General features: G+C 40.7%; 33 protein-coding genes and 1 tRNA gene. 13 read left to right on the top strand and 21 right to left on the bottom strand.

Annotated elements, in window-relative coordinates; all coding sequences use genetic code 11:
- The first annotated feature begins 232 nt into the window (after positions 1-232).
- A complete protein-coding gene (locus HX021_RS16075) occupies positions 233-1,621 on the top strand; it encodes a M1 aminopeptidase family protein (protein WP_286591504.1) in 1,389 nt (462 codons plus the stop codon).
- Between the two features lie 65 nt (positions 1,622-1,686).
- Here HX021_RS16075 and HX021_RS16070 read toward each other — a convergent pair whose 3' ends face one another.
- On the bottom strand, positions 1,687-2,058 hold the full coding sequence (locus tag HX021_RS16070) for a winged helix-turn-helix transcriptional regulator (RefSeq protein WP_286591503.1): 372 nt from the start codon (positions 2,056-2,058) through the stop codon (positions 1,687-1,689).
- A 183-nt stretch (positions 2,059-2,241) separates the two neighbouring features.
- On the opposite strand from HX021_RS16070, the gene HX021_RS16065 reads away from it, so the two are divergent.
- Entirely contained in the window at positions 2,242-2,871 is a 630-nt protein-coding gene (locus HX021_RS16065) for an NAD(P)H-dependent oxidoreductase (protein WP_286591502.1), read from the top strand.
- An 82-nt stretch (positions 2,872-2,953) separates the two neighbouring features.
- Here HX021_RS16065 and HX021_RS16060 read toward each other — a convergent pair whose 3' ends face one another.
- From HX021_RS16060 to HX021_RS16050, 3 genes are read right to left on the bottom strand one after another with little or no spacing between them, the layout of a single operon-like run.
- On the bottom strand, positions 2,954-4,093 hold the full coding sequence (locus tag HX021_RS16060) for an MFS transporter (protein ID WP_286591501.1): 1,140 nt from the start codon (positions 4,091-4,093) through the stop codon (positions 2,954-2,956).
- Positions 4,090-4,488 (bottom strand): DoxX family protein, encoded by a 399-nt coding sequence (locus HX021_RS16055; RefSeq protein ID WP_286591500.1) that lies wholly within the window; start codon positions 4,486-4,488, stop codon positions 4,090-4,092. Before HX021_RS16055 ends, HX021_RS16060 begins: the two co-directional genes overlap by 4 nt.
- Positions 4,489-4,501: 13 nt before the next feature.
- Positions 4,502-5,338: an SDR family NAD(P)-dependent oxidoreductase gene (locus HX021_RS16050; protein WP_286591499.1), complete on the bottom strand. Its 837-nt coding sequence runs from the start codon at positions 5,336-5,338 to the stop codon at positions 4,502-4,504.
- 93 nt (positions 5,339-5,431) lie between these two features.
- Here HX021_RS16050 and HX021_RS16045 point away from each other — a divergent pair, with 93 nt between their 5' ends.
- Positions 5,432-5,782 carry a winged helix-turn-helix transcriptional regulator gene (locus HX021_RS16045; RefSeq protein WP_286591497.1) on the top strand — a complete coding sequence of 117 codons (351 nt, stop codon included), beginning with the start codon at positions 5,432-5,434 and terminating at the stop codon, positions 5,780-5,782.
- 58 nt (positions 5,783-5,840) lie between these two features.
- On the opposite strand, the gene HX021_RS16040 is transcribed toward HX021_RS16045, so the two are convergent.
- The 10 genes from HX021_RS16040 to HX021_RS15995 all read right to left on the bottom strand — a co-directional run bounded on the left by HX021_RS16040 (position 5,841) and on the right by HX021_RS15995 (position 13,327).
- Positions 5,841-6,719, bottom strand: coding sequence for a lysophospholipid acyltransferase family protein (locus HX021_RS16040; RefSeq protein WP_286591496.1), 879 nt, complete (start codon positions 6,717-6,719; stop codon positions 5,841-5,843).
- A gap of 2 nt (positions 6,720-6,721) precedes the next feature.
- Positions 6,722-7,639: a DUF6268 family outer membrane beta-barrel protein gene (locus HX021_RS16035; protein ID WP_286591495.1), complete on the bottom strand. Its 918-nt coding sequence runs from the start codon at positions 7,637-7,639 to the stop codon at positions 6,722-6,724.
- A 245-nt stretch (positions 7,640-7,884) separates the two neighbouring features.
- Positions 7,885-8,502: a porin family protein gene (locus HX021_RS16030; protein WP_286591494.1), complete on the bottom strand. Its 618-nt coding sequence runs from the start codon at positions 8,500-8,502 to the stop codon at positions 7,885-7,887.
- 148 nt (positions 8,503-8,650) lie between these two features.
- A complete protein-coding gene (locus HX021_RS16025; protein WP_286591493.1) occupies positions 8,651-9,406 on the bottom strand; it encodes a LytR/AlgR family response regulator transcription factor in 756 nt (251 codons plus the stop codon).
- On the bottom strand, positions 9,403-10,329 hold the full coding sequence (locus HX021_RS16020) for a sensor histidine kinase (RefSeq protein WP_286591492.1): 927 nt from the start codon (positions 10,327-10,329) through the stop codon (positions 9,403-9,405). The genes HX021_RS16025 and HX021_RS16020 overlap by 4 nt, the downstream gene beginning before the upstream one ends.
- Positions 10,330-10,551: 222 nt before the next feature.
- Positions 10,552-10,941: a RidA family protein gene (locus HX021_RS16015; RefSeq protein WP_286591490.1), complete on the bottom strand. Its 390-nt coding sequence runs from the start codon at positions 10,939-10,941 to the stop codon at positions 10,552-10,554.
- A 90-nt stretch (positions 10,942-11,031) separates the two neighbouring features.
- A complete protein-coding gene (locus HX021_RS16010; RefSeq protein WP_286591488.1) occupies positions 11,032-11,601 on the bottom strand; it encodes a Crp/Fnr family transcriptional regulator in 570 nt (189 codons plus the stop codon).
- A gap of 103 nt (positions 11,602-11,704) precedes the next feature.
- Complete coding sequence (locus HX021_RS16005) at positions 11,705-12,295, bottom strand: NAD(P)H-dependent oxidoreductase (RefSeq protein ID WP_286591487.1); 591 nt, start codon at positions 12,293-12,295, stop codon at positions 11,705-11,707.
- Between the two features lie 118 nt (positions 12,296-12,413).
- Positions 12,414-12,923: a Crp/Fnr family transcriptional regulator gene (locus HX021_RS16000; RefSeq protein ID WP_286591486.1), complete on the bottom strand. Its 510-nt coding sequence runs from the start codon at positions 12,921-12,923 to the stop codon at positions 12,414-12,416.
- A gap of 14 nt (positions 12,924-12,937) precedes the next feature.
- Positions 12,938-13,327 carry a winged helix-turn-helix transcriptional regulator gene (locus HX021_RS15995; protein ID WP_286591485.1) on the bottom strand — a complete coding sequence of 130 codons (390 nt, stop codon included), beginning with the start codon at positions 13,325-13,327 and terminating at the stop codon, positions 12,938-12,940.
- A 150-nt stretch (positions 13,328-13,477) separates the two neighbouring features.
- Between HX021_RS15995 and HX021_RS15990 the strand changes: the two genes are divergently transcribed.
- Positions 13,478-14,245: a nuclear transport factor 2 family protein gene (locus HX021_RS15990; RefSeq protein ID WP_286591484.1), complete on the top strand. Its 768-nt coding sequence runs from the start codon at positions 13,478-13,480 to the stop codon at positions 14,243-14,245.
- Positions 14,130-14,468 carry a DUF2798 domain-containing protein gene (locus HX021_RS21725; RefSeq protein WP_353621051.1) on the top strand — a complete coding sequence of 113 codons (339 nt, stop codon included), beginning with the start codon at positions 14,130-14,132 and terminating at the stop codon, positions 14,466-14,468. The genes HX021_RS15990 and HX021_RS21725 overlap by 116 nt, the downstream gene beginning before the upstream one ends.
- Before the next feature lie 112 nt (positions 14,469-14,580).
- Here HX021_RS21725 and HX021_RS15985 read toward each other — a convergent pair whose 3' ends face one another.
- From HX021_RS15985 to HX021_RS15965, 5 genes are all read right to left on the bottom strand, one after another.
- On the bottom strand, positions 14,581-14,937 hold the full coding sequence (locus tag HX021_RS15985) for an FAD-dependent oxidoreductase (RefSeq protein WP_286591483.1): 357 nt from the start codon (positions 14,935-14,937) through the stop codon (positions 14,581-14,583).
- 179 nt (positions 14,938-15,116) lie between these two features.
- Positions 15,117-15,653, bottom strand: a complete 537-nt coding sequence (locus HX021_RS15980; RefSeq protein WP_286591482.1) for a hypothetical protein — start codon at positions 15,651-15,653, stop codon at positions 15,117-15,119.
- Entirely contained in the window at positions 15,598-16,215 is a 618-nt protein-coding gene (locus tag HX021_RS15975; protein WP_286591481.1) for a hypothetical protein, read from the bottom strand. Before HX021_RS15975 ends, HX021_RS15980 begins: the two co-directional genes overlap by 56 nt.
- Before the next feature lie 318 nt (positions 16,216-16,533).
- Positions 16,534-17,364: a flavin monoamine oxidase family protein gene (locus HX021_RS15970; protein ID WP_286591480.1), complete on the bottom strand. Its 831-nt coding sequence runs from the start codon at positions 17,362-17,364 to the stop codon at positions 16,534-16,536.
- Positions 17,355-17,576: an NAD(P)-binding protein gene (locus HX021_RS15965; protein ID WP_286591479.1), complete on the bottom strand. Its 222-nt coding sequence runs from the start codon at positions 17,574-17,576 to the stop codon at positions 17,355-17,357. The genes HX021_RS15970 and HX021_RS15965 overlap by 10 nt, the downstream gene beginning before the upstream one ends.
- A gap of 181 nt (positions 17,577-17,757) precedes the next feature.
- Here HX021_RS15965 and HX021_RS15960 point away from each other — a divergent pair, with 181 nt between their 5' ends.
- The 6 genes from HX021_RS15960 to HX021_RS15935 all read left to right on the top strand — a co-directional run bounded on the left by HX021_RS15960 (position 17,758) and on the right by HX021_RS15935 (position 23,214).
- On the top strand, positions 17,758-18,657 hold the full coding sequence (locus tag HX021_RS15960; RefSeq protein WP_286591477.1) for a helix-turn-helix domain-containing protein: 900 nt from the start codon (positions 17,758-17,760) through the stop codon (positions 18,655-18,657).
- A 77-nt stretch (positions 18,658-18,734) separates the two neighbouring features.
- Positions 18,735-19,022 (top strand): hypothetical protein, encoded by a 288-nt coding sequence (locus HX021_RS15955; protein ID WP_286591476.1) that lies wholly within the window; start codon positions 18,735-18,737, stop codon positions 19,020-19,022.
- 229 nt (positions 19,023-19,251) lie between these two features.
- The gene (locus HX021_RS15950) at positions 19,252-20,103 is read left to right on the top strand and encodes an SDR family NAD(P)-dependent oxidoreductase (protein WP_286591475.1); all 852 of its coding nucleotides are present in this window, start codon (positions 19,252-19,254) and stop codon (positions 20,101-20,103) included.
- A gap of 9 nt (positions 20,104-20,112) precedes the next feature.
- Positions 20,113-21,039 (top strand): helix-turn-helix domain-containing protein, encoded by a 927-nt coding sequence (locus HX021_RS15945; protein WP_286591474.1) that lies wholly within the window; start codon positions 20,113-20,115, stop codon positions 21,037-21,039.
- Between the two features lie 198 nt (positions 21,040-21,237).
- Complete coding sequence (locus HX021_RS15940; protein ID WP_286591472.1) at positions 21,238-22,107, top strand: helix-turn-helix domain-containing protein; 870 nt, start codon at positions 21,238-21,240, stop codon at positions 22,105-22,107.
- A gap of 237 nt (positions 22,108-22,344) precedes the next feature.
- Complete coding sequence (locus tag HX021_RS15935) at positions 22,345-23,214, top strand: SDR family oxidoreductase (RefSeq protein ID WP_286591471.1); 870 nt, start codon at positions 22,345-22,347, stop codon at positions 23,212-23,214.
- A gap of 259 nt (positions 23,215-23,473) precedes the next feature.
- Here HX021_RS15935 and HX021_RS15930 read toward each other — a convergent pair.
- Positions 23,474-23,564 (bottom strand) — tRNA-Ser (locus tag HX021_RS15930).
- 144 nt (positions 23,565-23,708) lie between these two features.
- Between HX021_RS15930 and HX021_RS15925 the strand changes: the two genes are divergently transcribed.
- The gene (locus HX021_RS15925; protein WP_286591469.1) at positions 23,709-24,179 is read left to right on the top strand and encodes a hypothetical protein; all 471 of its coding nucleotides are present in this window, start codon (positions 23,709-23,711) and stop codon (positions 24,177-24,179) included.
- A gap of 75 nt (positions 24,180-24,254) precedes the next feature.
- On the top strand, positions 24,255-24,767 hold the full coding sequence (locus tag HX021_RS15920; protein ID WP_286591468.1) for a BON domain-containing protein: 513 nt from the start codon (positions 24,255-24,257) through the stop codon (positions 24,765-24,767).
- 67 nt (positions 24,768-24,834) lie between these two features.
- Here HX021_RS15920 and HX021_RS15915 read toward each other — a convergent pair whose 3' ends face one another.
- On the bottom strand, positions 24,835-25,560 hold the full coding sequence (locus tag HX021_RS15915; RefSeq protein WP_286591467.1) for a tRNA threonylcarbamoyladenosine dehydratase: 726 nt from the start codon (positions 25,558-25,560) through the stop codon (positions 24,835-24,837).
- Positions 25,561-25,656 lie beyond the last annotated feature (96 nt).

Genomic DNA, 25,656 nt, shown 5'->3' with positions numbered 1-25,656 from the left:
GATTTTCGAATATATTCTCGTCGCTGGGCCACATAGGTCCCACATCCTGAATATTTTACTGTTTTTTTTCGCATATCCCTTATTTTTATTCGGGCGGTGGCGGCCCGCATTCGTATAGCTTTGGCTGCACCTGCTGCATGAATATGCTGAGCGGAATGGAACTGAAAAAAGGATAGATTAATTAACTTGTTAATTTATTATATTTGGCCATGACTAACTATTTTGACTTTTTATGAAAAAAACAATCGCATCACTTTTACTTGCCTTACCTTTTAATATAATCCTGGCGCAGTCCATCAAGGGTACCGTAGAAATCGATATGAAAGATGGATTGATCAACTGCAGTTTTCAGCTCAATGACATCCCACCAATAAAAAATTATAAAATACTCCTGAACAAAGGGATGAATATTAAGAATTTTAAAGATTCGGATCAGGCGATCGTCTGGTACGATGGTCATTACGATGGTGAGATGAAAGGAGAAGCGCTGGCGTATACCTTACTGGACAATGAGGGAAAAATAAAGCAGCTGCCTTCCTCTTTCCAAGTCGATTATAAAGGGGCATTCCCGGTTTATTTCGACAGCGCGGAGGATTATGGGCCATTTGACTACAAGGGCATTATTGCTTTTAATGGCAAAACACTACGGGCGGCGGACCAGTCCAAATGGTATCCGGTCCTTTATGACGTGGATAGTGATAAGCTGGTGGATAAGTACAGGTATGAGATCACAATTAAAGTCAAAAATGCAGACAACAATAGCATCTTCATCAATGGCAATGCGCCACAAAAAACAATGGCCCATCAATTTACATCGGCCAAGCCGTCGACCTTATTGCTATTTGTGGGTAACTATAACTTTGTTTCCAATGAGGCTGGATACATCCTTAATCTAGCAGCTGATCAAAAAACTGTTGCCGCCATTTTTGATAATATTGACCTCATCAAAGCAAAATTGGCGAAAAACCTGGATTCCAAATTCACAGACAAGATCTATATCATCAATCATAAGGCAGTCAATAAGCGGAAGCCTGGAAGTAGCTGGGCATTCAACGATTATCCGGCTTTTGCGTTTACGGATTTGGACCCAGCCAAGTTAATGGATGAAAAAGGACAGTTTACGTCTGAATATATTAAATTTTTTGGTCATGAACTTGCGCATAATTACTTTGGAGCCAGCATGCTTTCGGGGAAATTGTCCTGGTTTTGGCTCGAATCCTTTGCGGAGTATTTATCCTTCAACGTGACGGAAGATGCTGGCTTTAAGGACTATTTAAAAGAAGTGCTGCTCCGTGGGGCAAAATATGTAGAAAACCAGAATTTTATTCCGCTTACGGAGATTAGCGAGGTCGCGCAGATTAATGTGTCTTACCGATACGTCCTGGCGCCTTTGATGCTAAAATGCTTTGAGGATACTTTTGGAAGAGACAAAACCAATCATGTCCTGAAATCGTTGCTCGAATATGCCAAAACACAGACTTTAACACTTGAACTTTTTGATAAGGCCGTTGAGGCAAGCGGGATAGGCGCGACAGATTTCCAAAAATTCAAACAGCAGTTTATCGCAGACAAGGACTTTAAGCAGCATATCATTGCCCATATCAGAAAACACTATAGCTAAAGGTGGGCTGAGGCATATTTTGGCTGTGGGCAGATGGAATAATCGGGTTGGTTGCAGCAGCTGCTTTAGGTGAGTATCTGCGCTCTATACCGGATGCCCCATGTACCCATGGCATCAATAATCTCATGGAGGCTCTTGCCGAAGTCGGTGAGTTCGTAATCCACGGATACGGGCATGGTATTGTTCTGTGTGCGGGTGATGAGGCGGTTCATTTCCAGGTCTTTCAACTCTTTTGAAAGGGTTTTGGAGGCGATGCCTTCCACCTGTCGCTTGAGATCCATAAAGCGCATCTTACCCATAAAATACAGGTGGCTGATGATGAGAGTCTTCCACTTGCCATCCAGTAGGGACATGGTATCTCGGATGCCCCGTATATGTTCATGGCAATGCTGTGCTATTTCGGTCTTTTCTTTTTTCATCGATCGTATAAAACACAAAGATAGGAAATGTTGCCATCAATACCTGGTTACTCTGGAGTAACTAGTTTCCCTCAGGTAACAAGTGGCAAATTGTTACTTAATAACTTTTATCTTTGCTGCACGAATTCATTCAAGTCATTTCCTTTCCATATTGGGGGAGCGGGTCTGACTTTATTTGTAGTACTTAGAAAAAATAGCATTATGTCATTAAAAGAAGCCCTTCACTGGCGTTCAGCAACAAAGAGTTTTAACGGCGAAAAGATAGAGCAAGAGAAATTGGACCAGATTTTGGAAGCCATCCGACTGGCTCCATCTAGCTCAGGCCTGCAGCCATACAAGGTATTTGTGATCAACAGCAGAGCGATTCGGGAAAAATTGACCCCAATAGCCTGGGGGCAACCGCAGATATTGCAAGCATCACATATTTTGGTATTTGCCGCATGGGATGAGCTATCTGCCGAACGGGTCGACGGATTTTTCACCTATAGCAATCAGGTCCGCAACTTGCCGCAGACCACTACTGATGATTACCGGTTGAACCTGTTGAGCCTATTGGATAAAAAATCAAAAGAGGAGCAATTTATCGACGCATCGCGGCAATCTTACATCGCCCTGGGCTTTGGCCTATTGGCTGCTGCTGAACTGAAAGTGGATGCAACACCGATGGAAGGATTTGACAATGCGGCCTTGGACGAATTGCTGGACCTGAAATCGCATGGCTTAAGAAGTACCGTGATGATGGCCCTGGGATACCGCGATCATGAAAATGACTGGTGGTCAAAACTGGACCGTGTACGCTGGCCACATGACGAGTTGTTTATCGAACTATAGACTATGATCGATAAACAATAAAAGCGATGCCCCTAAAAGTATTTCTCTTTTAGGGGCAGTTTTTAAGGCCTTTAGCTGCTCTTTATCGTTTGTTGGCTGCAATGGACAGCGACACAAGTGACAGTAAAACCGCCCCGCTGAAGAGATAGCCTATGCCGGAATATTCCAGGAGCACACCACCCAATAAGCCTCCAGCTGCCACTGCTATATTAAACACGGTCACAAAGATGGCCTGTGCGATGTCGACTTGCTCCTTGGCAACATCTGCCAGGTCTTTCTGCAGCAGTGTCGGTGCCCCACCAAATGAATAGCCCCAAAGGGCAATACCCACCAGGGCAAAAGCCATGTGCACTGTCCCCAGCCAAAGTAAGATGGCGGCAACACAAAACAGCAGCAGATTGATGATGACCATCTTTTTTAGATACCGGTCAATAAAATAGCCGGTCAGCCAGATCCCCAGGATGGATACCAGTCCAAAGAGGAGGAGAACCAGGTCAATGCTGCCGGACAGATTGCTGCTCTGTAGAATAGGAGCTATATAGGTATACAGTAGGTTGTGCGCCAGGATCCAGCAGACCGTCGTGAGCAATATGCGCTGGACGGCTTTATTTAAAAATACAACGCTGAAAGGGGTAGAGCTTGTTTTCTTTTCAACCGCAAAATCAGGCACTAAGGCGATGATCCAAAACATAAGGAGGAGGGAGAGCAGGGATATGGACAGAAAGATCATATTCCAGCCGATGATTTTCCCCAGCCAGGTGGCTAGTGGCACCCCTAGGGATAAGGCAATCGGCTGCCCGACACCCACGATTGCCAAGGCCTTCCCGGCCAGTGCTGGTGGTACCATCCGCACGGTATAGCCCGTAAGCACCCCCCAGATGATACCCGCACTGATGCCTGCCATAAATCGGACGGCCAATAAAAAGTAATAGGACTGCAGGAAAAACGTGATCAAATTAAAAATGAAAAAGCCCGCCACTGCAGCCAGAAGCAAGGGCTTCCGGTTCCAGTTTCTCGTCCAGCTGATCACGGGGATGGCGGACAGTACCGACCCCAACGCGTAGAGGGTAATGAACTGACCGGCATAGGCTTCCGACACGCCGATGCCGGCGCTGATCTGCGGCAGTAATCCTGCCGGTAATGTTTCGGTGATAATGGCAATAAAGCCGGATACTGTGAGCGCTAAAAGCGCAACTAGGGGAAGTTTTGCTGTAGCCTTCATTTTACCGGTGCTAGTGTTTTGGACAGGTCTATGTAGATCCTCTTGTCGAGATATAGCAGGACCACAGATAACAGACATAGCACCAATGAACCATAAAAATGCTGGTATTCTTGATGTGCCATATGGGTTGTAAAAGCACCAATGGCAAAAGGAAACAAAAGCAAAACGCCCAATGTCCTGCAGGCGGCTGCATACAAGCCGAGCAGGACGATCAATACGCCCAGGGTCTCGGCAATGCCAATGGATACTGTCCAGGTTGTATCGAAGCCTAATGACTGCATGCTCTGCATCATTGCGGGGCGTTGGATAATTTTTGATAGGGCGGAAGGTGCAATGATATACAAATAAACTGCATAAGAGAGCCAGTAGGCAACCGTCTTAAAAGAAATGTTCATGATTTGATTTTGTTTAGTGTGATTGATAATCCATGTCATTCGCCAGGGCAGCACCTGACCTGATGCAGTCCTGGAGGGTGGCAACCTTTGCTTCCATAGCCTGGATGGTGCCTGCCGTCAGCGGCAGGCGAAAGGAGGGCACCCCCTTGTTTACGGCTTCAAGGATAGCTTGAGCCACTTTAATGGGATCTCCGGATTGCTGACCATGAAGTTGTCTGGTCTGTGTTCTGATGTCCGGTAGTTTTTCGTTATAGACCGGCAGCTTGCTGCTGGCATAGCGGACAGATGACCCAAAGAAATCTGTCCGCAAAGCGCCCAGTTCGGCCAGCATGACCTTGATGCCAAAGGGCTCAACCTCCAGTTTCAGGGCCTCGCTCATGCCCTCCAGCGCAAACTTGCTCGATGCATAGATGCCGTTTCCAACGCCTGCGACAATCCCGGCACGGGAGGAGATCTGGACAATGCTACCCTGAGCCCTGGCCCGCATATGGGGCAGTACCGATTGGCACAGTTTCCATACCGCCATAAAGTTCACCTGGAACTGCTGGATGATCTCTTCCGCTTCAAACTCTTCAATCAGGCCAAAGGCACCAAAACCTGCATTGTTGACCAGCACATCAATCCGCCCATGGGACTGGATGATGGTATCGATCAGGGCGGGGATCTCTGCTGTGTCGGCCAAGTCAGTGATAAATGCCTCGCCATGCAGACTATGTTCAAAGGCTGCTTTGTCCTGTGGATTGCGGACCGTTCCGATCACCATATCGTCGGCAGCAAGGACCTGCTTGGCCAGTTCACGGCCCAAACCTTTGGACACGCCTGTAATAAGCCATACTTTTTGTTCCATCATATGTTATTTTTTGTTTTACCTAAGACAAAAGTATTTTATACTTTTACATTAGACAAGTACCTACAAAATTGTATGTACATACGCGATAATATTATGCGAAAGAAAAACTCAACAAACTTTTTGAATGAGGTAGACCTGGTCGAAAACTGTGGGATGTTTTATACCTTATCGGTAATCGGTGGCCGCTGGAAGGTCGGTATTTTGGCCACACTACTGGACCATGAAGCCCTGCGGTATTCGGAGATCAAAACAAAGCTCAAAAACATTACCGAGCGGATGCTGATCAAGCAGCTGAAGGAACTGCAAGAGGAGGGGCTTATCGTCCGGAAAGATTATGCTGAGGTGCCCCCAAGAGTAGAATACCGCATTAGTGAAAAGGGAAGAAGCCTTGAAGATGTGCTGATCACCTTGGGGCATTGGGGCAAAAAACACCGGAATGGGTAAAATTGAGCTTCCATGAAATCCACAGAAGCTCAGTAGTTTGTGCAGCAATGTATGCCTATTAGCTTTTCCACCGCTTATGGGTCCAAAGCCAGCCATAGGGTTCTTCGTTGATATTTTCGGTGAGCAGGTCGGCATACTGCTGGGTAATTTCGCCCTTTTTTGCAGATTCTGCCTTCGCACTGATCGGGATGCAGCTTATCTTATAATTTCCTTTTGATGTTTGTGTGATATGTAAGTATATCACTGCGGCCCCAAGGGTACTGGCGATTTTCTCCATGCCCGAAAACATATACGTTTGCTGATTGAGCAATTCAACCTGATAGGCTTCGTCTTTTATCCGGGGGCATTGATCGGCAAGGAAAAGATAAACGGCAGGGCATGCGCCATGGTTTAGGATATGCCGAATAGCCAATTGATCGGGTAGTAACTTCATGCCGAAACGGGAGCGAATCTTGATCATAAGACGGTTCATTAATCTGGACTTCAGTGGTTTGTAGATGGCGTAAACGTCATGGTGAATCTTATGGGGCAAAAAACTCAGCATTTCCCAGTTCCCACAGTGTCCGAGTGCAACAATAACAATGCGGCCTGACTTGATGTACTGATCGATTAGCTCAAGGTTTTCAAACGTTATTTTCTGATCCAGTATTTTTGCTTCAATGGACACATTTTTTATTATTTCAGCAAAGTAGGATACGAAGCAGGCGTAGAATTTTTTCACGATGGCATGGATCTCTCCATATTGCTTTTCCGGGAATGCACGGGATATATTCTGAACAACAACTTCTTTTCGGTAGCCCGCTATCCGATATACAATCAAGAAAGCGATAGATGCCATCGCATATAAAAATTTCATGGGCAGCTGACTGACAATGTAGATGGCGATGTAGACTGATCTAAAGACAACTAGTCGCATGGTCTGCTTCAGGTTGCTCATGGTTAAAATTTTAACTTTAAGCCAACCGAGGTATAGAGGGAGACATTAAAGAAGTAATCGTTATCGGATGCAAAGACCCCCCGTAGCGTTCGATCACTATAGGAGGCCGGGCGATAGAGGTTGAGCCCGGCCATACCCGTCACAGCTAATTTTTCACCGATCTTGATCTCGGGTCGGAATCCAGTCACGATATACTGATGGGAAAAAATGACATCCTTGCCGTCTTTTTTTAGCAAAGCTGCCTGACCATTCATTTCAAGCGCATAGGCGAGCTTAAATCTGTCATTGAAATCGTAGCCGGCAGATATTTCCAATTTGTCTAGCAGTTCTACGTTAAGGTCAAATTTGCCTTCCGTTTCCCATTTGACATAGACGGCTGGAAATACCATGGGATAACCAAGTGAACTGTTTATGGCGACCCCACCACCGATGGAAAGATTGGGCTTCAGATGACGGATGAAAACTGCACTTCCACTGGCCAGGACGTTTTTAAAACCTATTTTTGAAAAATCGGTCGTGGGGGTAAATATCCCCATCCCAAGACTTGCCCGCATGGACCACCGATCATTCAAGGGGCGCAAATGGTAAACGCCGACCTGTAAATTCATGATCTCGGAGACCATCTGTTCCGAAAAGTTTTGGTTTCGTAATGAAACATAGGAGCCGCCAAGGCCAATGCCCCATGCCGTAGGACGGTTATTTTCATTCATCTTCATGGACAATGGAATAGTTGCTGCCGCCTGGTAAACCATTGCCGAGCCTTTGGCATCGCCTATTTTCTCTTTTGGTTTTTCACCTGGAGGTAAGTAGTAATAGCCGGAGTTGCCAATGTATTCTGTCCTGAACATGAGTTCCTGTGCTTTTCCCTGTAGATGTAACAACGCCACCAATGTTGTCAACAATAATAACTTTAATTTCATGAGATAATGCTTTTTGTTAAGCAAAACAACGATGATTGAAGTGGTATTGAAAGTGATAAGTCGTAGACTTCAGAACTCGTAGGATGAACAGCGTAATCAAAGGGATGGATTTCAACCGCGACTATAATGGACGTATTGTCCTAAAATTTGAAAAGGGCTAAGAGTAGCCCTAAAAACAGGATTGCATACTGGACATGTTCGATGAAATGCAGTATGCAATCGATGGTCAATAGCTGTGCTGAAGGTTAGAATTTATAGGATATTCCGATATTGGCACCGTGGCTCTTCATGGAACTACGTTCGCCTTTGTGCAAGTCGGCCAGTCCATATTTATAACTGGCATTGATTTGCCAATGCTTATCGAAGTCGTAGCCAATAATCGCTCCTAAGCCATAATCAAAACGATTCATCAGGATTCCGGCTGCATTGTTTTTATTGAACAGGCTTACCCGGTCCAATTTTGCGCTTAGGGTATAACCGACATACGGACCCGCGCCGATGAAAGCATTTCCGTTTCCCAGTTCCCCCTGGACAATTCCATAAACGGGAAGCTCAGCACCAAAGGATTTGAGTTTGCCAGAATTGCTTGCGCTTGGGGATTCCAGGGTCGAGCTGCTGTAATACCCATCGATACCGGTTTGTACTGCAAAATTTGGGCTGAGGTCATATTTTACAAAAATACCGGCTGAGCCGCCGATATTCATCTTGCTTTTTAGGCTTTTCAAATCCCCGCCTAAGCGGTAATTTGACAGGCTTGCAGCCGCTTTGAAACCAACGGATAGTGGATTATCCTGTGCGGATAATGGCGTAGAGAAAGTTAATGTACCTACGGCGAAAACGAATGTTAACATGTTCTTTGTCATGGTTCTGAAGTTCTAAAAGTTTAAAGTTTTTTATTAAATCCTGAACAAAAGAACGTGGATCACTACGCTTATGGAAGGTATAAACGACCGGCTTTAGGATCCAGCACATGAAATGTACAATTTAAGGGTTGGGATTTTTGATATCGGGTTATCCGACAATACCATCCATCCATTTCAGGAAGTCCGGGACACGGACCCGGCTAACCAAGACTTCATGCGGGCATGGGGGTAAAAACGAAAGTTTCAGACGGCTGTTAAAGTGTTTTGCCACATTGTCAATAGCTTTTACATTGCCGATGCAATTTCGTGAAACCCGGAAAAATAAGCGGCTATCCAATTGTTGCTCCAGTTGATCTAGTGTATAATTAATAATATACCGCCTATCGCTGAAGGTATGAAGGAAGACAACACCGTCTTCACTATAAAAGTGGGCAATGTCTGTGGTTTCTATATAATGGTAGTTTTCGCCTTTGGAGATCAGAAAACGGTTTTTGGTCTTAAAGGATAACAGCCGCTCAACATGCTGCGTACTATTCAGATAGGAGCCTCTGTGGTAAATGTTCTCAAATTTGGTCAGGGCTGTTTCCAATTCACTTTCGTCAAAAGGTTTCAACAGGTAATCGATACTGTTCAGCTTAAATGCCCGGATGGCGTGCTCGTCATAGGCAGTCGTAAATATAACAGGTATGGTGACCTCCACATGATTGAAGATTTCGAAGCAGTTGCCGTCTGCCAGCCGAATATCCATGAGGATCAGATCCACATGGGATCTTTTTAAAAATGCGATCGTGTCAATGACCGTTTTCGTCTGCTTCTCCAGATGGTAATCAGGCCGTAATTTCATCATCATACGCTTCAGTTCTTCGTATGCAAAGGGCTCATCTTCAACGATTAGATAATTCATGGCTGTATATAAGGTATTTTTACAATAAACATTTGCTCGGATTGTTGCACGATCACATGCTGACCATATAATTTATATTGTTGTGTGATGTATTTCAGCCCAATACCGCCCTTATCATCCCTGTGTGACGGTTGGACATTGTTTTCAACGGTTATATAATCACTGTCCACATGAATGATAATATGCAACAGTGACTGTTCGGTTGCGATGTTGTGCTTGAAGGCATTCTCTATCAACAATTGCAGGGTGAGGGGGATAATCTTATACAGTTGGGCCGATGATTTTTTATTTAATGTAAAGGTAAAAGAGTTGTCAAACCTCATCCGCATGAGGAATATATAGGAATCCAGCGCACTCAACTCGTCCGCCACAGTGACCAGGGGCTGTTGGGTGAGCGATAGCACATAACGATAGGTTTTTGAAAGTGCCTTTGTAAACTTATTGGCATTTTCCTGATTGATATATATTAAGGACGATAATACGTTGAGCGAATTAAAAAGGAAGTGCGGGTTTATCTGTGACCGCAAGGTTTCATGCTGAAAGAGCAAAACCTTCCGTTTGGCCTTTTCGGAATCGGCGATGGCTTTCTGTTCGGACTGAAAATAATGGATCAGCTCGAATACCAGGAGAATAGGGATATTCGTCGACATTGCAAAGGCGAACTTGACCAGGAAAGGAGGCAAGCCGGCTTCAGGAATATGAAATACATCGTATATCAAAAAATTAAATAGTAATAATAATACCAGGCAGATCAAGGTGATGCCGGCAGTGTCTGCCACAATACGTAAAAATATATGCTTGGAATAGGGTAGATAGGTGTTTAAAAGTTTCAATAAGTAATAATCTGCTATGCACATCGCAAAGATGACGACATAATGGGCTGATAATTGGATATGAAAATTATTCCATAGATCTTCTTTCATTAAAATAATGCTGAACAGCATCTGGCACAAAGCATATATCAGTGTGGAGAAGAAAAAGATGAGCAGTCTTTTTATATTTATTTTTCCGATCCGAACCATTTATCAAAGGTAAAGTTTCTGTACAGGATTGATAAAAAAACTGGCCATCTTTCTGATGAACTTCATTATTTGATGGATGAATTGAATAACTTGCTATTCCCTATGCCTCCAATCTTTTCTACTTTACTTAACAACTGTTGCTTCCAATTCCACTTTCAGGGTTTCGAATAGGCTAACAACTTCAAGTAAAGTCAATGCCTGTTTAGTTCCGTGCCGGGCAATCCAATCTTGAAATATTGAAAAATGAGGCCATAGCTCTTCGGTCGATGTGGTATAAACATTTAATCGAACGATATTGCTACAGGAGTATCCAGCTTCAGTAATGACACGTTCAAGGTTAGCCAGACTTTTAATAAGCTGAGTTTTCATGTCTTCCGTACTGGATATTCCATCATCGTCGATGGCTGTCTGTCCTGAAACATATAAGGTGCCTTCTGTTTTTTTAACTTCAATTGCCTGGGCATAACTTCTGGCGTCTTGCCATTTCCATGGGTTTATTGCTTTAATTTCCATACCTATAAATATTATAAATGAACAATACAAATATGAAAAGAGCGGAAATAGATAACGTTGATATTAGGCACATTTTTGATGTGACAAATATCACAGGCTTCTACTCAATGATTCCCGTGAGACACCTAGATAGGCCGCTAATTGACTCTTTGGCAATCTATTCTTTAGCTTGGGATATTGTTTTAAAAAATGTTCGTAACGTTGGGCAGTGTTTAACGTCAACCATGAAAGTATGCGGCGTTGTAATCCTAAAAAACCATGATTAGCCTTTTCTAGGAAAAATCTAAGCATTTTAGGATGCTCATTGCATAATTTAATATAGTCATCATAGTTTAACGCCAGCACAGTTGTATCTTCCAGACAAATTAAGGATAGGGTAGCTGCTGTCCGGGTATAAAATGCATAAAAATCACTTTCCCACCAGTCCTCCATAGCAAAAGATACAATGTGCTCTTTACCGGATTGGTCTAAATAAACCAATTTAGTAAGTCCGGAAATAATAAAATAATGATATTTTGCTTTATCACCTTCATTGATTATGTACTGATGTTTTTTATATCTTTTTAACCGGAAATGACCGACTATAAATTCTTTGTCTTCTGGAGTTAAGGGAATTACAGCCTCAATATGTTTAAGTAATATTTCAAAATTGGTATGCAATGCTATACGTATAAAATGTATTTAAATAAACAATAATACAAAGAAATGTCGGATTGTTGGAACTACGAATAGTGAATAGGGTTCTTTTTTCGAGTATTCGTATTTATTTGAGTTTAGAAAATCTGGTTTTAAGGTCTGAAAGCCATTTTATGCGCTTTTCTCGGTTTACTGATTTTACGGAGGTAAAACTGATCCAGTGAAGGTTTTTATAGCCCATCGTCTTAAAAACACTTTTTAGCATGACCCTTCGGATTAGGTTTCCAAAGAGCAGAGCATATAAAATTTTCGGTTTATTCATTGTGGTGATGATGGTTATGCTGCTTAGATTTTTCAACAGCGGTACCAATCCAAAACCTCGGGGATGATGGTCATACATAACTCCTGGGCCAAGCACCCGGTCAATAAATCCCTTGGTGGTCGCCGGCATAATATCCCACCAAATTGGGAAAATGAAAATTAGATGCTCAGCTTTTTTCAAACGTTCATTATAGTCGATCACTTGTGGGTCAATGGGTTGATGATCGACAAATGCTTTTAAGTCTGCTTTTGACATTGCGGGATTAAATCGGTCATTGTCCAGATGCATCAGGTCTACTTCATGACCTGCGTTTTGAAGTCCTTGGGTTACAGATTGTAAAATGGCATTACAATAGCTACCTTCATTGGGATGGTTGAATACGATGACTGTTCTCATTTTTAAACTTTTTTATTACACTACAAAATTGAGCAGTCAGCCCACTGTCAAACGATAACAATTGTTAAGAAATCAGGGTAGGACTAAAAGAAAAAATTAGCAAAAAGGAGATGCAAAATTATCGTCTATTTCGAATGCGGCTTAATGAAACGGGTGTAATTCCCAAATAGGAGGCTATATAATGTTGAGGAACACGCTGGATAATATGTGGGTATGCTGCAACAAGCTCTTCATAGCGCTTCCGCGGATTGTTTTTCAGATAGGAATAGAATGTTTTTTGAGAATTTAAAAATCGTCTGAACAGATGTTTCTGCATTTCCTCCTTGACTTCGGGTAAATCTGCTAAAGCATGCTGAAAATCCTTTTGGCTAAGGGTTTGTAAGATACAAGGTTCCAAACTTTCGATGCTATATAAACTCGCTTGGTTTGTCATGAAGCTTTCAATAGAGGATACGCTATCACCTTCAAAGAAAAATTGCGTAGTAATATCCATGCCATCATTATTAATCCAGGTACGCAAACAACCTTTCTCAATAAAGTACATCGTTCTTGACATTTCTCCCTCCTGTAGAAGGATGGTTTTGGCAGGAACTTCCAGACGCTTAAACAGCGGTTTGAATTTCTCCATTTCAGCTGTCATTATCATCCTTTTAATTCGGGTTCATTCACCATAGATTCAGCATGGATATCTTCTTGTTTTTTATAAAAAGCATCCATGAAATCACTTCCCCAATTTTCCATCATGTCAACAAGGGGCAAAAGAGATTCACCTACTTCGGTTAAAAAGTATTCGACTTTGGGTGGGAGCACCGGATAAATAACTTTTTTTACTACGCCATAGGCCTCCAGCTCTTTCAATTGTAAGTTTAAAACCCTTTTGCTCGCAAGGGGATGTTTTTTCGCGAGTTCGCTAGGCCTTCGGATCCCCCGATTGATGGAGTCAATTAAGCAGGGTTTCCATTTACCGCCTATAATTTCAAACGTTATGCTGATGCCACAACTAAAATCCTTTGGTATTTTCTTCTCGTACATGGGTGTTTTATTTAGGGATAAATTTACGACATATTTCGTTTTCAGGAATATAGGGATAATATTATCCCCATACCAATATTTTTACCTGTATTTTTTCACGTGTTTAAGCTCCGTAGTTTTGTCAAAACAATCATCATAACAATTAAAAAAATGGAATTATCAAACAGAGACAAAGCTGAGGCTATACAAAATAGCATCGAAACGGAAACATTGGCAGAAGTGGGACTGATCAACCCAAGTTCGTATAAGCAACATAATCCACATGTGGCAACAGGGCTGCAGGCAATTTTAAATTTGCATGAGCAGATGCCCATGGATAAGGTTTATACAAATGTCGTTCGAAAGTTTCAGGATGGCGATTTTGGATTTGTGCATGTAGACTACTTTCTCTTTGAACCTACAGTTGCTTTTGACATACACCGGTTTGAAAATGGAGTAAGTGTTGAACATTGGGATAACCTTCAGGTCAATCCAAAGAAGCTGAATAAAAGCGGTCGATCAATGACCGATGGAAAGACCAAGGCAAAAGATCATCATAAAACGGAGCCCAATAAAACCCTGGTAAAGAACTATGTTAAAGACATTCTTATAGATCGGAAAATCGAGCTGGCACCTAATTATTTCAGGGCGGACGAATTGATTCAACATAATCCACATATGGGGGATGGGGTACAGGAATTCCTCGAGGTGCTGGAACAATGGGAACAGGAGGGGAAACCTCAAGTGTATAATAAAATACATCAAGTACTCGGAGAGGGAAATTTTGTCCTCGTATTAAGTGAAGGCTTTTTTAGGGGAGACCATGTGGCATTCTACGATCTGTATCGAGTTGAAAATGATAAAATTGTGGAGCATTGGGACGTCGTTGAGCGGATACCTGAACCCGAAAATCGGAAAAATAATAATGGTAAATTCTAATAAGGATAAACGCTATAAGATGGTCAGCACCCTTTTTGTTGTTCTCCCGACAACACTTATCATGGCAGTCCTATCAGGTTTTATGAGAGGGTGGACGGTTGAAAACTGGACCGGAGAACTATTAAAATCGTGGTTTATTTCACTGCCTGTTGTTTACGCCTGCGTATTGCTGCTATTGCCAATTGCGAATCGATTGGCGTGCAAGATTTTGGGTAGGAGGTAAATCTATATGCAGGGAATCAAAAAGAATTATTCGGTCAGAGAAAAATGCCTTTAAAAGCAAAAGAGCAACTTTTTACAGTTGCTCTTTTTCATTTCTTCTATTACAAGCAAATTTAAATCAACTTTTCTGACATTCTTTTGGCAGCAATCACAGCACCTTCCATGTAGCCGGAAAACTCAACGGCAGTTTCAGTAGCAGCAAAAAAGAGTCTTCCGTTCATATAACTTTGCTGTAGACTAGGGTGCCCGTTATTCTGGTGAGGCCTGTGAATAATCTGGCTGCCAGATAAAATATATTCATCTGTCCAGACTTTGTCGAAATAGGAAGTGGGGAATGATGCATCAGGCCCCAAAAGATCCACTAACTGTTTTAATACAAATTCTTTCCTTACTTCAGTGGAATAGCCTGATGCCGATCCTTTACTACAATTGTTTGATGAAAAAAGGATGCAACTGGTTAACTTTATCAATTTAATTGATTAGAGAAATTTCAATTCTTGTATGAATTTTTGTCTGCGACAATACAAGATCAGATTACTAAGAAGAAGGAAAACTTACTTCGTTAAAAGTCTCAAGTTAAAACCTACATTTACCTAACAATCCCACTCACTTGAAACTTAGAGGGTTTCGTGAGTGGGATTAGTCCCAACTAATTATTTGTTTTTTGAATTGTTCTTTCAACTTCCTTTCTCAATTTTTTCTGATCCTTTTTTGGACCTGTTTCATTTATATATGCAGGTTGCCTTGGTAATTTTATTTCAAGATAATAATCCTTAAAATTTGCATCTATTCTCACTTCGTCGATTGTCAAATTTGATCCAAATCTTTCTATAATAACTTTACCCAAAAAACCATCTGATGAAATTTTTTGAGAAAATTCGCCTTTTTTGTCTGTAACAAGGGAAGCTATGGTATCCTTCCCATTTTCAAGAAAAAAAACTCTTGCATAAGGAACAGTTTCATTATTATAGCATAATCTTATTTTTCCATGTATCAAAGGGGTAACTTCGCTTTCTGTATATCCTTTTCCATGCTGATTAAAACTACTACAATTATATCGATCTATTTCAGCAAAGTTATCAAGATTCTTTTGCGTTGAGCAACCTATCACCGTTAAAAATAAAAGAAGTTTAGCAACCCAAGCGAACCCCTTTTTGTGTAACACCTTTATCTTTTCTCGTATCATATTGTTCGGCCATTATTCTATCTGTAATTCTAGCTTTATCTATATTTGAAAGGTTTTTAAACGCATCTGTGTCCATTAGTCCCTTCCAAGCTATATCGTCATATATTTGCTTATCTAAATTATAACCTTTTAGTTCTCCATAATTTTTAATGGAGCCAGCGAGATCTGTAATAAAATCCTTAGCAATTGTCTCATGTTGAACTCCATTTGAAAATGCTTTTTTCTTTGTATATTTTTCAAATAATTGGGGGTATGTCAATGTTGCTGCCGTTGGATCGTCATAAAAAAATGCCGTAAGGTAGGCATGAATAGATTCATGCAACATTGTTGTACCAATTGCTAGGTCTGAAACATTCGCTATAACCAAGGGATTAGTATTGAAAGCTATAATTATTTCGCCTGTATTATTATCTCTATTTGTACCAGCAACTTGCATTGGATCGCTAAAATTTTCTGTAACAAATTTAAGATTATACCCTGGTACTTCGCCTGAGAATTTTTTGATCATATCAGCGACAGAGTTTCCATCAAGCATTTTTAGAGTATCCAATACACCTTTCATACAATCTGGGAGATTTTTATCATCGATTGCATCATTGAATGCATCAACAGCGGCTTTTTCTTTATCATCGTCAGTAGCATACTACACAATTGTGTATAGAAATAAACGCCCATAGAGTTTATATGGCGTTCCGTTACCGAAGGACTGGCATAAAGATATGCTAAACCAAGTTAAAAACGAAATCAGATGACTTCCAAGTCTGTTAATGAGTTACATTTAATCAAAAAAAGAATTATTCGGTTAGAGAAAAATGCCTTTAAACGCAAAAGAGCAACTTTTTACAGTTGCTCTTTTTCATTTCTTCTATTACAAGCAAATTTAAATCAACTTTTCTGACATTCTTTTGGCAGCAATCACAGCACCTTCCATGTAGCCGGAAAACTCAACGGCAGTTTCAGTAGCAGCAAAAAAGAGTCTTCCGTTCATATAACTTTGCTGTAGACTAGGGTGCCCGTTATTCTGGTGAGGCCTGTGAATAATCTGGCTGCCAGATAAAATATATTCATCTGTCCAGACTTTGTCGAAATAGGAAGTGGGGAATGATGCATCAGGCCCCAAAAGATCCACTAACTGTTTTAATACAAATTCTTTCCTTACTTCAGTGGAATAGCCTGATGCTCCGGAATTTAAAAAGCCTGTAAAACCAAACTTATTCTCTTCAAAATTTGTATGGTCATACATTTCAATAATAATACCGGCATGACTATAGAGCATGCCGGAGTAGCCTTCCTTACGCCAAAATGGTTGGTTATACTCAAGTGTAAATTTTATTGATCCGGCCATCCAGGTTTGAACTGTCGGTAAAAGTTGATCGAATGCTTGTGGGAGCAATGGAGAAAATACTATTCCTGTTGCCAATTGTGGCGGAATACACAATACTATTTTGTCTCCATGTATTTCTCTACCATCATTGGTTTCAGCAATCATACCATCTTTATTTTTCTTAATTAAAATAACCCTTGAATTAAGTTTGACAGCGCCTTTAGGAAGGCTTTCTACCAATTTTCTAATCAATTTTTCTGTTCCACCAGCTAATCGGTATGAAGGGTTCTCTGATTCTGGAACATGGAATTTTTGTGGTGGCTCGAACGATTTGATCTGAAATAATGAAACACCTTTTGAATATTGAGGATATTTGGTTAATCCCAAATCTGATACCAAAGACAATGCATGTCGGAAAACCAGGTAGCCCCCAATTCCAAAGGTGTGTCCAGTTTTCCAATTTGGGTATGGATCCTTCCGCCAAGCCTTGGAGCAGCTTCTAGGATAGTTGCTTGGATATTTCGTTTGAACAATAGATGAGCCAGAGTTAGCCCACTTAGACCCCCACCGATGATCAGGATTCCTTTATTTTCAGTCATTTATTTTGTAAAAAGATTAATGTAAAATGCGAATTTCTGCTTTTATAAACATAGTATCAGTGGACAAATCGGAAAATTGATGGTATTTATGAGCAAAGCTGAGGGTTTACATCTTCAGACTATTCGCAATGTTTCTATTTTCGTAAATTAGACAATCATCAAAGTAGTATTTAAAATAAAAATGGTTAAAGAAACATCAAGTATTATTAACGAATATCATTTAAATAGGTACCAGCCCGACAAACCTCAATTTGCACTGCATGATTTAAAAGAATACCTGAAAACAAATCAGTGCCAAGCTGTTAAACCGCATATACACAGCTTCTATCAGATAATTTGGTTTAAAAAGGGGATAGGAGACCATTCAGTTGATTTCAAGACCTATGAGGTATTTGACAATGCCCTGTTTTTTGTCGCTCCTAATCAGGTACACTATTTTGATGAATCCACTGATTATGAAGGTATAATGCTACATTTTAACAAACTCTTTCTTACGCAAGAACAGACTCCAATTGACTTTTTTCTTACTTGCAATTTATTCAACAACCCATATCAACAGCCCTCATGCTGTATCGGTTCTGATATGGATGGTATCCTGGATAGGTATATCTTGCAAATTAAAGATGAACTTGAAAATCCGGAGACTTTTGGTAAAGAATTCATTTTAGCCAACTACCTAAAATCATTTCTTATACAAATACAACGCAGAAAAAATCAATTTGAGCGGGCTGCAGATCCATTACTCCAATTGTTTGATGAAAAGAGGATGCAACTGGTTAACTTTATCAATTTAATTGATGAAAACTATAAGAAGGGATATAATGTGACCGATTATGCACGCCTCCTTCATATGTCTTCAAGGAGTTTGTCTGACCTGACCCATCAGCAGCTAAACAAAACACCATCGCAAATGCTCCAGGAGCGGATCATCCTAGAAGCTCAACGGTTATTGCTATATTCTAACCTTAATATTAATCAGGTCGGATATCGGTTGGGATTTGACGACCCATCGTATTTTGTAAAATACTTTAAAAAGTATACGGGTGCTTCCCCATCAGAGTTTAAAAAATCAATTTCTTAAAAGTACCATTTGTTTTCCGGTATGGCCATTGTTTAAAATTGCTATTCCAATGAACTTTGTTAGACAGCATAAAGATTATGGCAAAGGCATATTTGGATATAAGACTCACCATTGAAGGAATAGATAGGGCTGGTATATCAGCCGTTTACAATTTATACAAGGAACCTTTCCTGAGAAATGTAAAAGGTGCCTTAACCAATGAATTGTTGGTACATGTGGAAGACATTCGAATCTTTCATGGCTTTAGGAGCATGGAAGATGCACAATCCTATCTGTTGAGCAAGTTCTTCAACACGGACTTTATAACTTCCTTAAAACCGTATATCATCGGCAATCCTAATGTGAAAATATATGAAGTTGCTTAAAACTACTTAAACAATAATGCCACGACCCGACGATCTTCAATCTGATATCGGAAAAATCGGGTTGACGGGATTTCTATGCGAAATAGATGCAAGACCAACAAAGATATTGGACATTGCTGATCAGGTCTGGCTCATTATGAAGCTATTCATTTAGACTACAATAACAGTGGTTTTGAATACATCCGTTTTTTCATTGTTGCGGACCTTTGTAGTAACAAAAAATAAGAAAATGGAATTAAAGGACAGAACCTATTTGATTACAGGTGGCACATCGGGCGTTGGAAAAGCTATTGCCACCGGCATTGCAAAAACAGGGGCAAATGTCGTTATTGTTAGCCGTACTACTTCAAACGGCCAGCAAACCGTGAGGGAAATCTCGGAAAAATCGGCTAATAGAAAGATTTCCTTTCTCACAGCCGATTTAAGTTTGATGAAATCTGTTGGTCAACTTAGCACAGAGTTTAAGCAACAATACAATCAGCTGCACGGCTTGGTGAACGCCGCTGGTGCGTGGTACTTCAAAAAAGAGATGACTAGCGAAGGAATTGACAAATCATTTGCCATAAATTATCTAAGTCATTTTGTACTTACAAACAACTTACTTGATATAATAGAAACAACGGATGATGCACGCATTGTAACTGTTGCCGGTGCACCTCGTTTCATGAAAAAGCCCAAAATTGATCTGAATGATTTACAGCTTACAAAATCATACAGTTGGTTAAAAGCAACTAATCTGGCTATGTTTGCAAGGGTTTACTTTGGTTTAGAATTAGCCGACAGATTACAAAATACTTCGGCAAGCTCAATGCTATTTCATCCCGGATTTGTAAAATCAAATCTCGGAAAAGGTGCCACACCTTGGTGGCTCAAACTCATGTTCTTATTATCATCTGACGTTAGAAATGCGCCAGACACCTGCGAAAGCGGCGTATACGTGGCGACAAAAGAAAATGCTAAATCCACCAACGGGAAATTCTTTGATGAAAAAAATAACATCATTGAACTCCAGAATAAGTTCGAGAAATCAATAGGCAAAGAATTATGGTTATTAAGTGAACAACTATCATCAAAAAGGTAAATTTGTGATATGGCAAAAATAAAACCACAGCGTATCAAGTCAATCAGTGAGTTTCACCGGCTTAGGGGTTTACCCAAGCCCGCACACCCATTGATCAGTGTCGTCACGGCGGATGATTTCACTGGACGGTCCGATCTAATCGCAATGAATTTTGTATTTGACTTTTATTTTATTGCTTTGAAACGAATAAAAGGTGTAAAGTACAAATACGGACAATTGGAATATGATTTTGAAGATGATGGAGTATTATTCTTTATGTCAACCAATCAGGTGCTTCAACTTGAAATTACTGAAAACGAAAAGTCCGAAGAACAATCAGGTTGGATGCTGCTGATTCATCCAGATTTTATCTGGAACACACCATTAGCGAAAAGCATTAAACAGTACGCATTTTTTGATTATTCAGTAAATGAAGCATTGCTGTTATCAGAGAAAGAAGAAAAAACAGTTAACGGCATTATTGAAAATATACGAGAGGAATATCATTCTAACATTGATAAGTTTAGCAAACAAATCATTTGTACACATATTGAAAATTTGCTTAGTTATTCGGAACGATTTTACAACCGCCAGTTTATCATAAGGGAAAAAGCCAATCATCACATTTTGGAACGTTTGGAAAAATTGTTGACAGATTACTTTAACAGTGAGGATTTGGCAATTAGAGGTTTACCATCTGTGCAATATGTTTCGAAAGAACTGAATCTCTCGCCAAGCTACTTAGGCAGTTTACTGCGGACAGTAACCGGTCAAAGCACACAGCAGCACATACACGATAAATTAATCGAAAAAGCCAGCGAAAAACTTTCTACCACAAACTTATCAGTTCGTGAAATTGCCTATGAATTAGGCTTTGAACATTCACAATCATTCAGTAAGCTATTCAAGACGAAGACCAAAATGAGTCCTCTGGAGTTTCGGCAAACATTTAACTGAAAAGGGAACTGGCTAAATCAACCGACAAAAAAATATTGAAATTCCTTTTTCACTAATACAACCTGACTTTTGACTGCATCTGTGTATTAATGCTAAGCAGGGAATTTGTTTGTATTTTTGAAACCGGAAATAATGTCATTTCAACGAATCGGTTCAATTTTTGAATAAATGTAATATTATGAAAAAGAGCAACCAGTAATGCCCTCAAACAAAAACATATTTTTAAATCCAATGACTGACATGTTCAGTCTAGGTATTTCTATTGACAAAATCAGCATTAAAAAATCAGACTTCCTAACGGACCCGCAATGTGGTGGAGCGACAGAACCGCATCGGGATGAGGGCCATACATTTTATATCCTTGAAAAGGGATCTGTCACGATAGAAATTGATTTTCAGCAATATGAGATCAATGCACCAACTGTTGTTTATATGCATCCTAACCAAGTGCATCGAATTTTGGATTTCACTACTATGGATATTTGCTCTTTAGCAGTTAAAAATGAAAATCTAAACCCAGACTACATTTCATTTTTGGAAGAACTTGCACCGGCAAAACCATTGGAACTGACAAATACTATCAGTACAGAAATTTTTGAGACGTTTTCCCTTTGTCTAAAGTTTTCAAGGCAAAACGACAATAAATTGTATTATCCACTTTTGAGAGATAGTAGTAATACTTTGATCGCATTGATTATTTCTACGTTTTTAAATCAGAACAAAGTATCAAGCAAGGCATCAAGAACTGAGTTGATTACAAGATCTTTCAAGCGATTATTAGAGACGAATTATTCCACAATAAAGCGGCCGGCTACATACGCAAAGCAACTAAATATATCCACTCATTATTTAAATGAAAGTGTAAAATATACTACAGGTCAGACTGTTTCGCAACATATTCAGGACAGAATTATTTTGGAAGCAAAACGGTTGCTTTACCACTCCGACAAGTCGGTTAAAGAGATCGCTTTTGAATTAGGCTATGATGATTATCCTTATTTTTCGAGGCTTTTTAACAAAAGTACAGGCATGTCTGCTTTGACTTTTCGAAATAAAAGGTACGATTAGTCCAATACTTGCCCCGATTGGGTATTTCCATTTGTCATCATGCTCACGAATTTTGTAACATTATGTTTGAAATGAAATTAATGGAACAAACGAAAAAGTGCTTGTTTCAAGAGCAAGTTGTACAGTGCTGACAACAGCGTACTGGTACTTGCCGCCCCCGTACTTAGCAAGACGTGAGGCTTAGAAACCAAAATGGATTTTTCTTTCATAACGATCATTTATCTTAAAATAAACACTATGATTTTAATAACAGGTGCAACCGGTAATTTAGGTAAGGCGACCATCAATTCTTTATTGAATAAGGGAATACCTGCAAACAATATTGCAGCATTGGTAAGAGACGAATCCAAATCAGATGAATTTAAATCAAAAGGTATTCAGGTGCGGCTTGGTGACTATCAGAATTTTGAGTCTTTAACAAGTGCGTTCAAAGATGTGGACAAGCTACTGCTGATATCTTCCTCATCGGAAATAGTTCACAGGTTTGAGCAGCATAAAAACGTAATTGATGCGGCCAAGGAAACAGGCGTCAGTCATATTGTTTATACCAGTTTTGCCATGAAAGATCTGCGTCGGAGTAGCATGGTTGAGGATGTGCAATACCATGCAGAAACAAGTGATTATCTAAAACAGCTAGCGATACCTTATACCTTAATGGCTAATACCATGTACGCAGATATGATTCCGATGTTGTCCGGAAATAATATATTGGAAGTAGGTGTATCTATTCCTGCCGGAGAGGGTAAAGTACCTTTTTTACCAATACAAGAAATGGCTGAAGCCCTAGCTGTTGTCCTCACTACTGCTGGACATCAGGACAAAGAATATGTCATCGCAGCAGACACCGCTTTCTCCTTCGCTGAAATTGCCGAGCTGATTTCTGATATTTTGGATAAACGGGTAACCTATAAACAACCGGAGGTTGATGCATATATTGCGCAGTTCGTCCAGAACGGGTTTTCTGAAGAAGATGCAGCCTATCTGGCAAGGTATACTCAGGCAATTGCCAAAGGAGAATTTGGTACCAATAAAAGTGATGTCAAAGACTTACTAGGTAGAAGTCCTATATCGTTAAAAGATTTTTTAGGAACTATTCTTTCCAAATAATTCATATATGCCTATGATCGGCAAAATTTTCCAATAAGATGGCTTCAATTTCTTAATATTTAGGGTGGCCGTAGAAAGTTGCGGCTATTTTTATATTTGGTAAGACACAATTATAAATGTCTTGGGTCTTGTGCGCACGAAAGAGAGGATCAATATTTATCTGTCAGAAATCGTCTATTCAATCAAAATTTATATAATATGAAGAAGAGAAAAGTGCCTTTAAACGCAAAAGAGCAACTGTAAAAAGTTGCTCTTCGTTTGGCGGAAAGGGAGGGATTCGAACCCTCGATACAGTCATCCCGTATACAGTCTTTCCAGGACTGCTCATTCGACCACTCTGACACCTTTCCGTGTTTCAGTGCACAAATGTAGCAATTTTTTGATTGATTGCAATGCCGTCGATCTTTTTTACCATGCGTTTTTTTATATGCACTTGAAATTAAGCGGATTGTTTTTATTTTTTTTAAAATAGAACTTATTCCTTATTTTTCGGGATGGCAAATACTTATTTAGAGATCAAAGAGAATGTTTTAAAAGCTGCTATGGATCGCACCCAGGATCGGATAGCCATGATTGAATCTGCTTTGGACACCGCCCGGGATTCGAGTAATGACGATACCAAAAGCAGTGCCGGGGATAAATATGAGACCTCCAGGGAAATGATCCAGCAGGATATCAACCGCTACCAGCTGCAGCTGCAAGAAGCAAACAAGGACCTGCAGCAGCTCAAGAATATCGCATCGGCAGGAGGGGAGAAAGCGGATCTGGTCAAGGTCGGTAGCCTGGTAAAAACCAATACAGGCATCTATTTTATCGCAGTGAGTATCGGATTGCTCAAAATAGATGCAGCCAACATCTTTGTGATCTCGCCGGTATCGCCGATCGGAAAACTGCTGCTGGGGAAAACTGTCGGCGACAGCTTCTCCTTCAATGGGGTGGATCAACGCATCCTGGCGGTCCACTGATCCCTTAAATCGAAGATGAAGGAAACAATATGCCTGCCTGGCTGTTTTATGGATAAAGGAAACATAAATAAGACCATGAAATTAAACAGCTTACTTTTGATATTTTCATTAGGTGTTTTACTTTTTGTTCACGCTTGCCGGTCACCGAAATCTGATGACAAGCTAAGGTCAACAATTGAAACAGCGCTAGCAGATGATCCGGGGATAGCCGTGGATGTCGAGGAGGGGAATGTCACCTTGGATGGACAGATAGGTTCTGATTCGTTAAAACAGGCAATTGAGGACAAAGTGAAGGCGGCAGGGGCCGAAAAGATTAAATCCATACACAATAATATTGTGGTCAATCAGCCCGAACCCGAAGATGCGCGCGAGAAATATCATGAGATCGTGGGTGGTGCGATAGACTCGACCTTGACCCGGGATGTGAGCCGCGTCCTGGCAGATTTTCCGACAATCACAGCCCAGGTAAAAGACGGAATCATTATTGCCACAGGCAATATTGAAAAATCTCAGCTGGACTCGCTCCAAAAAAAGCTTGAACATATCAAACCCAAAGGAATCGATATGAAGGGTGTGACAAGCCGATAAAATAAAAGCTACACTGTTTTGTCAACAGGTAGCTTTTAGATGCATTCATATGTTTTATGCTGCTAATTTAAGCATTTTCCATCAGATCTCGAATAGCTACAGATGCTATTGCCCCACCAAAAGCTGCCGGAAGGTACGACATAGTGCCGTAGGCTGATTTCTTAAAATTACTTCCGTCGGTATATAATAAGGATTTTTTGTCGGGCAACTCGGTTGAAAAAGCGACTTTTACACCGTCACGGATACCATGTTTGCGCAGCTTCTTGCGGATATGCTGAGCGAGCTTACAGTTATAGGATTTGCTGATGTCAGCGATCTTTATTTTCGTGGGATCAACTTTTCCGCCCGCACCCATGGAGCTTACAAATGGGATTTTGGCGTCCAGAGCCAGACGGATAAAAAATAATTTGGGTGTAATGCTGTCAATGGCTTCTACACAATAGTCTGGTGCCAGCTCCAGCAAGCCAGGGATTTTCTCGGGAATAATGAAATCTTGTATCACGGTCAATTCCAGCTCGGGATTGATCGCCAGCAGCCGCTGCCGCATAATTTCGGCTTTGGCCTCTCCATGGTTGGTGGCCAGGGCGGGCAACTGCCTGTTTCTGTTGGAAGGATCAACGGTATCGCCATCGATGATCGTCATTTTCCCAACGCCGGCACGGCAGATAAACTCGGCAGCAAAGGACCCTACACCGCCCAAGCCGAGTACCATGACATGTGAATTTGCTAATTTTTCCAAAGCTGCCCGACCAACCAAGGCTTCGGTACGTGACAGCCAACTTAAATCTTTCATTTACTTTAAATTATTTAAAAGTGCTTAAGGTCATTGTTTTATATTGTCCTGTTGCACTTGTTTTATGTTTATGGTGTTCAACCATATGCTCGGTCT

Origin of the sequence: Sphingobacterium sp. N143 (assembly GCF_030325625.1) — a bacterium.
GTDB lineage: Bacteria > Bacteroidota > Bacteroidia > Sphingobacteriales > Sphingobacteriaceae > Sphingobacterium.
The sequence above is the reverse complement of the archived record's forward strand: the minus strand, read 5'-3'. Positions and strand labels throughout refer to the sequence as shown.